We start from the raw sequence: 12453 nt of genomic DNA, 5'->3' as shown, positions 1-12453 counted from the left end.
TATGATTCTTTAACGCAGAAGAATATGGTAGATTTAACTCTAAAATATAGTTGCTTATTGATTCATTTTGGTTTAATATTGTTGTCAGCATAGATTAACCTCCTTAGGTTTGGTGTTGCAACTTAAACCTAACATATTCGAGGCATCTATGCTATTTTTTTGTAAAATTTTGTTGAAGTAATTTATGGATTTGTATCCATAGAAAAATTTCTCAAATTAATGCACAAGTCAAGTAAATAAGTAAAAAAGTTATAAATTTTGTAATGGATAATATTGCATGTCATTAAAAATGTGGATTTATACAAGTTGAATTCTGGGAAAAATGGTGGCTGATAACTTGTGATATTATGGATAAGATAATTATACAAAAAACAATTTTTTATGAAATTATAGCTTAATTATACCATAATATACAAATAAAATGGATTTATTTGTATAAAAAGGAATAAATAAAATAAAGATGGTTGTACAAAAAATTTGTATAACCATCTTTAAATTCTAATTTCTATATTTGATATTAGCTAAATCTGACACATGCTCATATTCTATTGCTTCATTGTTATATAAAAATTTTACACCGTCAATCCATTCACCTTTAGCTTTATTATTAGATTGAAGAAAATTTTCAATTAAAGTGTTTGCAGTTACAGCACCACCAGTTGAACCTTGAAACTTTGTCACCCATTTTTTTGTGCCAGCGTCAGTTAAATTTATAGTAGCAACTTTTTTACCTGTAACTGTATCTATAGACTTAAGCTCAATTGCTAATTTATCAAATTTCTTTTCGGATACTTCTTTTGATAATGCTTTTAACTTATCTTCTAAGCTTAAATTTTCGTTTACTTCAATAGTACTTGATTCATTAGGTTCTAAAGAATTTTCATCTATATTATAGATAGAAAGCTTTACTTTATTTACCTTTACCTCTTCTTTTGGCTTTTCTACATCTTTTTTAGAAGAGTTATTGTTGTCAGTATTTTGATCTACAGTAGTACTATTAGAGTTATTAGTATTAGTGGGGTTTGAAGTACAAGAAACCATTACAATACTTAACATTAAAACTGTAGCTAAAATTAATCTTCTAGTCATATTATGTACACCTCCTACTTTTTAACATTAATGCTATAAATAATCTTAGATTAATTATAGCATATACAATTTAAAATTAAAAGCAAAGTAAAAATGGAAAAAAATGAAAAATATTTGACAATGTTTTTTTAGTATAGTATATTTTGATTATCAAACTATTTGATGTTGAAACTTTTTATGCTTTAGTATAATTTTATAAATAAAATAATCATCTTACATTTTGTTTAATTAAAATAATGCATATTCAAAAGATAAATTTCAGATTTTTGGAAAAATATTTTTAGAGCCAAAATGGAGAGTGCAGATGAATGGATAAGTCAACATTGATGATTAATGAACTTATAGTACAGTTGTTTAATGATGTTTTGCAAATTGAAGAACAAAGTTTAAAAAATGGTGTACTTTCAGATATTTCAATAACAGAAATACATACAATAGAAGCTATTGGAATGTATAGTGAAAGAACAATGTCAGAAGTGGCGCAGAAGTTAAAAATTACAGTAAGTACTTTAACGACTGCTATAAATAAATTGATAAAGAAAGGGTATGTGGAGAGAAAAAGAATAGAGGAAGATAGGCGAGTTGTATTAGTTAAATTAACTAAAAGAGGAAAGTTAGCGTTTAGGCTTCACCAAAAGTTTCATGGAGAAATGATAAACAATGCCATAGATGGATTAAGTTTAGAAGAAGAAAAAATTTTGATTTCTTCTTTAAATAAGATAAATGATTTTTTTAAAGAAAAATATAAATTATATTAATAAAGGAGAATATTATGCGTAATATTGAAATTGCTGGAATTGGTGCATATTTACCATCTTTGGTAGTTACAAATGATAAAATAAGTGAATTAGTTGAAACTAACCATGAATGGATAGTTCAAAGAACAGGAATAAGTGAAAGAAGAATTTCAGAAGGAGAAAACACATCTGATATAGCAACTAAAGCAGCTGAAATTGCTCTTGAAAGAGCTGGGATTACTGCACAAGATTTAGATTTAATAATAGTCGCAACTATTAGTCCAGATATGTTCATACCTTCAGTTGCATGTCTTGTACAAAGTAACTTGAATGCAGATAAAGCAGCTTGTTTTGATATAAGTGTTGCATGTTCAGGATTTGTATATGGTTTAGAAATAGCAAATGGATTAATACAAACTATGAATTATAAAAATGCATTAGTAATTGGTGCAGAAGTTCTTTCAAAGGTTATGGACTGGACAGATAGAGGTACTTGTATTTTATTTGGTGATGGTGCTGGAGCAGCAGTGCTTAAGCAAAATGAAAGAAAAGGTATTATAAAATCATATCTGTGTTCAGATGGTAAAAAGGGAAATGCACTTACTATAGGAGGTGCAGATTTTAATACTCCATTTTCAAAAGAGAAAGTTATGAACGAAAGACTCATAAAAATGAATGGAAGAGAAGTGCTTAGATTTGCAGTATCTGCTATTGCAGATGGTGTTACAGAAGTACTAAAAGATACTAACATTTCATTAGACGAAATTAAATACATAGTTCCTCATCAAGCAAATTATAGAATTATAAAATCAGCAGCTGAAAAACTAAAATTGGATGAACAAAAATTTTATTTGAATTTAGATAGAGTAGGAAATACTTCATCAGCTTCAGTGCCTATAGTTTTAAATGAAATGTATGAAAAAGGTTTATTAAATAAAGGTGATAAACTCATATTAGTAGCATTTGGTGGTGGTTTAACGTATGGTGCTACAGTAATAGAATGGTAAGAAAAAATTAAAAGTGATTTGTTTATTTGATGATCCAATTTTTGAAGTAACAATCCAAAGTTAACGTTCTAAAAAGCATGAATTAAAAAATCATGATATAAAAGTTAGATCCCAGTTATAAATTTTGTGTTGAAATTCTTCTGAAACATTTTATATTTGGATACTTGATTTTTGACAACAACTGTATATGAGTTGTATTCATTTTAACGTATACAATATTATATTTATAAATATATGATAAAAATAAAAATTTATGGAGGAATAGGATGATGTTATTTGAAGAAATTAGAGAAGTTATATGTGAGCAATTAGGGATTGAAGAGGATGAAGTTAAGTTAGAAACAACATTTGAAGAATTAGGAGCTGATTCTTTAGATTTATTTCAAATAGTAATTGAACTTGAAGAAAAATACAATATACAAATAGAGGAAGTTGAAAACTTAAAAACTATACAATATGCTGTAGAGTATGTAGAAAAAAATCACTAGAAATAAAAAAGCATTTTATATATTATGAACTTATTTTTAATTTTTTAGTAATGCAATTGATAATTACAAATTATAATAGTAAAATTACTTTCAGATTAGGTAATTTTGCCTAGATATAGATTTAAACAAATTAAAAAATAAAAATTTCCCATTGTCATTAGGTCTTTATAATTTGATAATGGTAGGAGGAATTTGTTGTGGAAAAAAATAGAGTATGCGAGCTGTTAAAAATAAAACATCCTATATTTCAAGGGGGAATGGCAAGAATTGCAGATGCATCTTTGGCTTCAGCAGTAAGTGATGCAGGAGGACTTGGAATAATAACAGGTGCAGCACCAACAGAATGGGTAAGAGAACAAATACAAAAAACTAAGAAAATGACAAGCAAACCATTTGGTGTAAATATAATGTTAATGGCAGAAAATGCTGACGAAATAGCTGACTTAGTATGTGAAGAAGGAGTAGCAGTAGTCACAACAGGTGCTGGCAGTCCTGGAAAATACATGGAGAAATGGAAAGCACATGGAATAAAGGTTGTTCCAGTAGTAGCTTCAGTAGCTTTAGCTAAGAGAATGGAAAAATCAGGAGCAGATGCAATCATTGCAGAAGGAACTGAATCAGGAGGTCATGTAGGTCAATTAACTACAATGACTTTAGTGCCACAAGTAGTTGATGCTGTAAGTATACCAGTTATAGCAGCTGGAGGTATCGGTGATGGTAGAGGAGTAGCAGCTTCATTTATGTTAGGAGCTGAAGGTATTCAAGTTGGAACAAGGTTCTTAGTAGCTAAAGAATGTACGGTTCATCAAAATTATAAAGATAAAGTATTAAAGGCTAATGATATAGATACAGAAGTGACAGGAAGACCAACGGGACATCCAGTTAGAGTTCTTAGAAATAAACTTGCAAGAACTTATCTTAAGTTAGAAAAAGAGGGAGCATCTGTTGAAGAATTAGAAAAGCTTGGAGCAGGTGCATTAAAAAAAGCTGTTGTTGATGGAGATGTTGATAATGGATCACTTATGTCAGGACAAATAGCAGGGCTTGTAAATAAGGAACAAACTTGTAGTGAAATAATTGAAGAATTATTTCATGGTGCAAAAGAAGCATATGGAAATCTTGGAGGGAAATATGAATAGTAGTAAAACAGCATTTCTTTTTCCAGGGCAAGGTGCTCAAACAATTGGAATGGCAAAAGAACTTTGTGAAAATATACCAGAATGTAGAGAACTTTTAGAACTTAGTGAAGAAATTTTAAAGATGCCTATAAAGAAAATGATGTTTGAAGGTCCTGAAGAACTTCTTACAACAACAGAAAATGCACAACCAACAATTCTTGTTGCATCACTGATTGCATTAAAAGCTTTAGAGATAAACAATATTGAAGCAGATTATGCAGCAGGGCTTAGTTTGGGTGAATATGCAGCACTAATATATGGGGGAGCTCTTTCATTAGAAGAGGGATTACTTCTTATAAAAGAAAGAGGAAGAATTATGGGGAGTGCTCTTCCAGAAGGTTTAGGTAAAATGGCAGCAGTATTGAAACTAAATGATGAAAAGCTAAAGGAATTATTAGATAGAGCAAGTGAATTTGGCATAGTAGAAGGAGCTAATTTTAATTGCCCAGGTCAAATAGTTATTTCAGGTGAAAATAAGGCAATAGATGAAGCAGTTAAAATTGCAAAAGAACTTGGCGGACTTGGAATTCATTTAAAGGTAAGTGGACCATTTCATAGTTCGCTTCTTGAACCAGCAAGTGAAGAATTCTTTAATACTATAAAAACTGTAAAGATTAAGGACCTTAATAAAGTAGTATATTCAAATGTTAAAGGATGTCCTTATGAGCCAGAAGATGATATTAGGGATCTACTAAAGAAGCACATAAGAACTTCAGTGCTTTTTGAAAAAACTATAAATCATATGATTGATAACGGAGTCGATACATTTATTGAAGTTGGGCCAGGAAAAGCACTTAGAGGATTTGTTAAAAAGATTAATAAAAATGTAAAACTTTTAAATGTAGAAGATATGAAATCATTACAGTTAACAATTAACAGTTAGCAATAAAACAGTTGTGAATGAAGGTTGGAAGCACAAAATATAAAATTTAGATTCTCACTTTTATCTCTGAATTTATTTTGAAATATATATTTTCAAATTCTGAACCAATTTGTTCATAAACTGTTAATTCTACACTGTTAACTTCATAACTGAAATATTGGAGGTATTTATGTTAAAAGGAAAATGTGCAATTATTACAGGAGCATCAAGAGGTTTAGGGAAAGCAATTGCTTTAAAGTTTGCATCTCTTGGAGCAAATATAGTTTTAAACTATAGAAGCAGTGAAAAAGAAGCATTAGAAGTTGAAAATGAAATAAAAAAAATGGGTGTTGAAGTTATAAGTGTAAAAGGAGATATTTCTAAATTAGAAGAAGTAGAAAATCTTATAACAGTAGCTAAAGAAAAATTCGGAAATATTGACATTATGGTAAATAATGCTGGAATTACAAAAGATACATTAATACTTAGAATGAAAGAAGAAGATTTTGATAGTGTTATTGATATAAACTTAAAGGGAGTATTTAATTGCTTAAAGTCTATTACTCCAATAATGATCAAACAAAAAGGCGGAAGAATAATAAATATTTCATCAGTAGTCGGACTTACAGGGAATGCAGGGCAAGTTAATTATGCAGCATCAAAAGCTGGAGTGATTGGAATGACAAAGTCACTTGCTAGAGAAGTTGGATCTAGAGGAATTACTGTAAATGCAGTAGCTCCAGGATTTATTGAAACGGACATGACACATGAACTAAATGATAAAGTAAAAGAAGAAGCAAAGAAAAATATACCACTTAAGAGATTTGGAAATCCAGAAGATGTAGCCAATGTTGTAGCCTTCCTTGCAAGTGAAGGTTCAAATTATGTTACAGGTCAAGTTATTCAAGTTGACGGTGGAATGTTAATGTAATGGAGGAAGAAGTGAGTTATGGAAAGAAGAGTTGTTATTACAGGAATGGGTGCTATAACACCAATAGGGAACGATGTTAACGCATTTTGGAATAATGCAAAGAGTGGAAAACTAGGAATAGATTTTATTACTTTAATAGATCAAGATTTAATAGATGTGAAAATTGCAGCAGAAGTTAAAGATTTTGATCCAGATACTTTAATTGGCAAAAAAGAAGCTAAAAGATTAGATAGATTTGCTCAATTTGGTTTAGTTGCTGCAGATGAAGCAATAAAAGATTCTGGCATAGATTTAGAAAAAGAAGATTTAGATAGATTTGGAGTAATGTTAGGTTCCGGAATAGGTGGATTTGAAACTATTGAAACTGAATGTACTAAAATTGCTACAGGAAAATCAAAGAGAGTATCTCCATTTTTTGTACCTATGACAATCATAAATTTAGGCGCTGGAAATGTAGCAATTAAATATGGATTAAAAGGGCCTTGTACGTCAGCAGTAACTGCTTGTGCAACAGGAACAAATAATATTGGGGATGCATTTAGAACAATAAAGCATGGTTATGCAGATGTAATGCTTGCAGGTGGAGCAGAAGCTCCTATAACTAGACTTGGAGTTTCAGGATTTAGTAGCATGAAGGCATTAAATTCAGATAATAATCCAGCCAGAGCATCCATTCCTTTTGATAAAGATAGAGGTGGATTTGTAATGGGTGAAGGTGCAGGACTTGTAGTTCTCGAATCTTTAGAACATGCAGAAGCTAGAGGAGCAAATATAATAGCAGAAATAGTTGGATATGGTTCAACTTGTGATGCATATCATATTACTTCACCAGCACCAGATGGAAGTGGAGCTGCAAAAGCTATGAAAGATGCAGTGCAAGAAGCAGGAATTAAGCTAGAGGAAGTTTCTTATATAAATGCTCATGGAACGTCTACAGATTTAAATGACAAATTTGAAACAGCAGCAATTAAGACAGCATTTGGAGAAGCAGCGTATAAGATTCCAGTATCTTCAACAAAATCTATGACGGGTCATCTACTTGGAGCAGCAGGTGCAATTGAAGCAATAATATGTGCTAAAGCGCTTCAAGAGGGATTTATACCACCAACGATTGGTTATGAAACTAGAGATGAAGAATTGGATTTAGATTATGTACCAAATGTAGGTAGAAAGCAAGAATTAGAATATGCACTTACTAATTCATTAGGATTTGGTGGACATAATGCAACTTTGCTTTTAAAGAAATGGAAATAAACTCAGTTAAAAGTTAAGAATTAAGGAAGAAGGCTCACAGGGAAAGTTCGAATAACGAAATGTAAAATGTTCGAATCGAAGAGAAGTTCTGCTGGTCAAATATAAAATTTGGAGCATCACTTTTAGATTCTCACTTTTCTTTCAGAATTTCTAAAAAAATATTATATATTTCTAAATACCGAAGGAGTTTATTCCTTAAACTCTTAACTCTTAAATGAATAAATGGGAGGATATAATTATGGATTTTGAAAAGATTAAAGAACTTGTTAAGTTAGTTGATTCTTCAAGTTTAGCTTTTTTTGAGCTTGAAACTGGAAATGATCACATTAAAATGGATAAATCATTGAATAGAGGATTAACTGATGGAAATTTGAGCAAACTAAGTAATACTGGTGCTATAAATAATTCGGTTAATTCTAATAATATACAAAGTTCAATCACTTCAGTAGAAAAATCAGAAGTTTATACAGTAGAAAAAGAAGAAATAAAGACTGGTGAAAAGGAAGTATCTATAGATGATACAAACTTAGAAGTTATAACATCTCCTATGGTAGGAACATTTTATTCTTCAGCATCACCGGAAAGTCCAGCTTTTGTAGAAGTTGGGGGAACAGTTTCTAAGGGTAAAGTCATTTGTATAATTGAAGCTATGAAGCTGATGAATGAAATAGAAAGTGATTATAGTGGAATAATTGTTGAACGTTTAGTTAATGATGGAGATATGGTAGAATACGGTCAGCCATTATTTAAAATTAAGGGGGAATAGGTAATGCTTAATATAAATGAAATAAAAGAAATTATACCTCACAGATATCCGATGTTATTAATAGATAGGGTTACTGAAATGGATATTGAGGATAAATTGTTTGTAAAAGGATATAAAAATATTTCTGCTAATGAAGCATATTTTCAAGGGCATTATCCAAATGAACCAATTATGCCAGGGGTACTACAAATTGAAGCCTTAGCTCAAGCAGGAGCAGTTGCCATTCTTTCAATGGAAAAGTATAAAGGAAAAACTCCTTTATTTGCAGGAACTAATAAAGTAAGATTTAAAAATAAAGTAGTACCAGGAGACAGGTTAGATTTATATTGTGAAATTATAAAAATTAAAGGACCTATAGGAATTGGAAAAGGAATAGCCTCAGTTGATGGTAAAATAGTTTGTGAAGCAGAAATACTTTTTGCTATAGGATAGGTGATGATAATGTTCAAAAAAGTATTAATTGCCAATAGAGGAGAAATTGCAGTAAGAATAATTAGAGCATGTAGAGAAATGGGAATAAGTACAGTTGCTGTTTATTCAGAAGCAGATAAAGAAGCACTTCATACACAACTTGCAGATGAAGCGATATGCATTGGACCTGCAATGGCTAAAGACAGTTACTTAAATATAACTAATATTTTAAGTGCATGTGTTTTAACTGGTGCAGATGCTATACATCCTGGTTTTGGTTTTTTATCTGAAAATCCAAAATTTGCAAAGATGTGTAGACAATGCAATATAAAGTTTATAGGTCCTGATTATGAAACAATTGAATGGATAGGAAATAAAGCTAAAGCTAGAGAAATTATGAAGTCTTGCAATGTTCCAGTAGTACCGGGATATGAAGGTAAAATAAGAGATGAAGCACATGCCTTAGAGCTGGGAAAAGAGATTGGATATCCTGTTATGATAAAAGCTGCAGCAGGTGGTGGTGGAAAAGGAATAAGAATTGCTAATAATGATGAAGAATTCTTAATGGGATTTAAAACAGCTAAAGCGGAAGCAAAAGCTTGCTTTGGAGATGACACATTATATTTAGAAAAATTTGTTCAAAAACCAAAACATATTGAATTTCAAATATTAGCTGATGAATACGGTAATGTGATACATTTAGGTGAAAGAGAATGTTCAATGCAAAGAAAAAATCAAAAGGTTTTAGAAGAAGCTCCATCTAATGTGCTAAATGAACAATTACGTGCTAAAATGGGAGAAGCAGCAAAGATGGCAGCTCTTGCTGTGGATTATAAAAATGCAGGGACTATAGAATTTTTATTTGATAAAGATAATAATTTTTATTTTATGGAAATGAATACAAGAATACAAGTGGAACATCCAATTACTGAAATGATAACGGGAATAGATTTAGTAAAGGAACAATTAAAAATAGCTTGTGGAAAAAAACTTAGATTTACTCAAGAAGACATAAAGCTTAAAGGTCATGCCATAGAATGCAGAGTTAATGCAGAAGATCCAGAGCATGATTTTAGACCATGTCCAGGAACAATAGAAGAATTATGTGTTCCTGGTGGAATGGGGGTAAGAATAGACTCAGCAATATACTGTGGATATAAAATACCTCATTGTTACGATTCTATGATAGCTAAGGTTATTACTTTTGGAGAGAATAGAAATGAAGCCATTGTAAAAATGCGTAGAGCATTAGCTGAATTTGCAGTGGGGGGAGTAAAGACTAATATTAATTTTGAGCTCTCTATACTTGATAGTAAAGAATTCTTAGAAGGGGATTATGATACTTCATTTTTAGCAGAAAAGATGGTGAAGAAGGATGCTTAAGGATTTATTTATAAAAAGACAATATGCAACTGTTAAACCTTCAACAATTAAAAAAAGTGCTGAAGAAGAAAAGCCTAATATTCCGTCAGGAATGTGGACTAAATGTGAAAAGTGTAATGAAATGATCTATGCTGAAGACTTAGAAAATTCTAAATATGTCTGCTCATCTTGTGGCCATCATTTTAGGATAAATGCAAAAGAAAGAGTAAGAATACTTTTTGATAAGCATACATTTAAAGAGTTATGGAAAGATTTCAAAACTACTAATCCACTTAAATTTGAAGGGTATGAAGAAAAACTAAGAAGTGGGATGTCAAAAACTGATAGTGCAGAAGCAGTTGTTACTGGTATTGGACAATTAAATGGATTAGATGTAGCATGTGCAATTATGGACAGTTTCTTTATGATGGGAAGTATGGGAACTGTAGTTGGAGAAAAGATAACTAGACTTATAGAATATGCTACACAAAATAAACTTCCACTTATAATTTTTACTGCATCAGGTGGAGCTAGAATGCAAGAGGGAATTTTTTCACTTATGCAGATGGCTAAAATAAGTGCAGCACTTGCAAGACATGATGAAGCAGGTCTTTTATATATTTCAATACTTACAGATCCAACTACTGGAGGTGTAACAGCAAGTTTTGCTATGGAAGGTGACATTATTTTAAGTGAACCAGATGCTTTAGTGGGATTTGCAGGAAGAAGAGTAATTGAAAATACAATTAAAGAAAGTCTCCCAGATGATTTTCAAAAAGCCGAGTTTTTACTTCAAAAGGGATTTGTGGATGCTATTGTTGAAAGAAAAAATATGAGAGCATGTATATATAAAATTCTTATTTTACATGGAGTGAGGAATTATGGATAAAGAATTTATAAAAATCAATGTAACACCATGGGAAAGTGTTGAAATTGCAAGGCACAAAGATAGGCCGACTGGGAAATACTATATAGAAAATATATTTAAAGAGTTTATAGAATTTCATGGTGACAGAAGCTTTGGCGATGATAAAGCTGTAATTGGTGGAATTGCATCGATTAATGATATAAGTGTTACAGTTATAGCAATAACCAAAGGTTCCAATACAGCTGAAAACATAGAAAGAAATTTCGGAATGCCAAATCCAGAAGGATATAGAAAAGCATTAAGACTTATGAAACAGGCAGAAAAATTCAAAAGACCTGTAATTTGTTTTGTAGATACGCCAGGAGCATTTCCAGGCATGGGTGCAGAGGAAAGAGGTCAAGGGCAAGCAATAGCAAATAATCTTTTTGAATTAAGTAGATTAAAGACTCCTGTAATTTCTATAATTACGGGTGAAGGTGGAAGTGGAGGAGCATTAGCTTTAGCAGTAGCTGATAGGATTTTTATGTTAGAGCATTCTGTATATTCTATTCTTACACCAGAAGGATTTGCTTCTATTTTATGGAAGGATGCAAGCCGTGCAAAAGAAGCTGCAACAGTAATGAAAATTACAGCTAAGGACTTGAAAGAATTTAACATAATTGATGATACAATAAAAGAACCTAGAGGTGGAGCTCATAAAAATCAAATAAAAGTAGCAGAAGTCATAAAAAAAATCATTTTAGATTCTTTAACAGAGTTGATGGGAAAAGATTTGGATACTCTAGTTAATGAAAGATATAATAAATTTAGAGATATGGGAAATTTTTATTAATAGGAATAGTGAAATTTATATATTATAAGGAAAGACATGAAGTTTAAGATTTTATCTTAAGTTTTATGTCTTTTTCTATAAATTGTTTATTAAAAAATTAGTGTGTTATAATAACTTATAAAGTAATTCGGAGGTGTTCATTTATGGAAAGTAATAGTACCAAAGTTGCGAAAATTGCAACAAAGATGGCTATTTGTAATAGAAATGAAGAAGAAGATTTAAAAAGATATTATAATGAGCAAGGAATAAAAGTTACGGCTGTAAATATAGGTGGAAATATTAATTCTTCTATATCTAAAATATTAGAAAGTGCATTGGTTGCAGCAAAGAGAAATCAATTAATAAGGGAAGAACATCTGCATGAAGGGGCCGTTATAGGAGCAACAAGAGATGCGATAATTCAAATTTCTAATAGAGCTAACGGTCAAAATGTTGGAGGGAAAATAGGTATTGCAAGAGGTGGGGAGCATATATCAGTTTGCATATTCTTAAATATTGGCTTATTGCATTTAGATGAAGTAGTTATTGGAATAGGTCATAGAGCCTTACCAATATAAGAGTATTGGAATATGAAAGCTAAGCTTGCACAGAAATAGAAAATATAATAAAAATTAGTTAGACTAAAAAATTCATATCTAAATTTTAATTTCAAAATTTAGATGTGAATT

14 protein-coding genes and 1 pseudogene are annotated in these 12453 nt (G+C 30.9%); 13 read left to right on the top strand and 2 right to left on the bottom strand.

Features of this window, described 5'->3' with window-relative positions; translation table 11 throughout:
- Window positions 1-135 (bottom strand): annotated as a pseudogene (locus CLPUN_RS28555) (IS701 family transposase); the annotation flags it as partial.
- Window positions 136-498: 363 nt separating this feature from the next.
- Entirely contained in the window at window positions 499-1089 is a 591-nt protein-coding gene (locus CLPUN_RS05575; protein ID WP_077846340.1) for a hypothetical protein, read from the bottom strand.
- Between the two features lie 308 nt (window positions 1090-1397).
- On the opposite strand from CLPUN_RS05575, the gene CLPUN_RS05570 reads away from it, so the two are divergent.
- From CLPUN_RS05570 to CLPUN_RS05510, 13 genes are all read left to right on the top strand, one after another.
- Window positions 1398-1847, top strand: coding sequence for a MarR family winged helix-turn-helix transcriptional regulator (locus CLPUN_RS05570; RefSeq protein ID WP_077846339.1), 450 nt, complete (start codon window positions 1398-1400; stop codon window positions 1845-1847).
- A 14-nt stretch (window positions 1848-1861) separates the two neighbouring features.
- Window positions 1862-2833 carry a beta-ketoacyl-ACP synthase III gene (locus CLPUN_RS05565; protein WP_077846338.1) on the top strand — a complete coding sequence of 324 codons (972 nt, stop codon included), beginning with the start codon at window positions 1862-1864 and terminating at the stop codon, window positions 2831-2833.
- A 269-nt stretch (window positions 2834-3102) separates the two neighbouring features.
- Window positions 3103-3321: an acyl carrier protein gene (locus CLPUN_RS05560; RefSeq protein ID WP_077846342.1), complete on the top strand. Its 219-nt coding sequence runs from the start codon at window positions 3103-3105 to the stop codon at window positions 3319-3321.
- Window positions 3322-3518: 197 nt separating this feature from the next.
- Complete coding sequence (gene fabK, locus CLPUN_RS05555; protein WP_077846337.1) at window positions 3519-4460, top strand: enoyl-[acyl-carrier-protein] reductase FabK; 942 nt, start codon at window positions 3519-3521, stop codon at window positions 4458-4460.
- A complete protein-coding gene (gene fabD, locus CLPUN_RS05550) occupies window positions 4453-5382 on the top strand; it encodes an ACP S-malonyltransferase (protein ID WP_077846336.1) in 930 nt (309 codons plus the stop codon). The genes fabK and fabD overlap by 8 nt, the downstream gene beginning before the upstream one ends.
- Before the next feature lie 169 nt (window positions 5383-5551).
- Window positions 5552-6292, top strand: a complete 741-nt coding sequence (gene fabG, locus CLPUN_RS05545; protein ID WP_077846335.1) for a 3-oxoacyl-[acyl-carrier-protein] reductase — start codon at window positions 5552-5554, stop codon at window positions 6290-6292.
- Window positions 6293-6310: 18 nt separating this feature from the next.
- Window positions 6311-7546 (top strand): beta-ketoacyl-ACP synthase II, encoded by a 1236-nt coding sequence (gene fabF / locus CLPUN_RS05540; RefSeq protein ID WP_077846334.1) that lies wholly within the window; start codon window positions 6311-6313, stop codon window positions 7544-7546.
- 238 nt (window positions 7547-7784) lie between these two features.
- Window positions 7785-8312, top strand: a complete 528-nt coding sequence (accB, locus tag CLPUN_RS05535) for an acetyl-CoA carboxylase biotin carboxyl carrier protein (RefSeq protein ID WP_077846333.1) — start codon at window positions 7785-7787, stop codon at window positions 8310-8312.
- Between the two features lie 3 nt (window positions 8313-8315).
- The gene (gene fabZ, locus CLPUN_RS05530) at window positions 8316-8744 is read left to right on the top strand and encodes a 3-hydroxyacyl-ACP dehydratase FabZ (RefSeq protein ID WP_077846332.1); all 429 of its coding nucleotides are present in this window, start codon (window positions 8316-8318) and stop codon (window positions 8742-8744) included.
- Window positions 8745-8753: 9 nt separating this feature from the next.
- Window positions 8754-10106, top strand: a complete 1353-nt coding sequence (locus CLPUN_RS05525; RefSeq protein WP_077846331.1) for an acetyl-CoA carboxylase biotin carboxylase subunit — start codon at window positions 8754-8756, stop codon at window positions 10104-10106.
- Window positions 10099-10974: an acetyl-CoA carboxylase, carboxyltransferase subunit beta gene (gene accD, locus CLPUN_RS05520; protein WP_077846330.1), complete on the top strand. Its 876-nt coding sequence runs from the start codon at window positions 10099-10101 to the stop codon at window positions 10972-10974. Before CLPUN_RS05525 ends, accD begins: the two co-directional genes overlap by 8 nt.
- Window positions 10967-11785, top strand: a complete 819-nt coding sequence (locus CLPUN_RS05515) for an acetyl-CoA carboxylase carboxyltransferase subunit alpha (protein ID WP_077846329.1) — start codon at window positions 10967-10969, stop codon at window positions 11783-11785. The genes accD and CLPUN_RS05515 overlap by 8 nt, the downstream gene beginning before the upstream one ends.
- Window positions 11786-11928: 143 nt before the next feature.
- A complete protein-coding gene (locus CLPUN_RS05510) occupies window positions 11929-12342 on the top strand; it encodes a HutP family protein (RefSeq protein WP_077846328.1) in 414 nt (137 codons plus the stop codon).
- The last annotated feature ends 111 nt before the right edge of the window (window positions 12343-12453 follow it).

Origin of the sequence: Clostridium puniceum, from assembly GCF_002006345.1 — a bacterium.
GTDB lineage: Bacteria > Bacillota > Clostridia > Clostridiales > Clostridiaceae > Clostridium > Clostridium puniceum.
The sequence above is the reverse complement of the archived record's forward strand: the minus strand, read 5'-3'. Positions and strand labels throughout refer to the sequence as shown.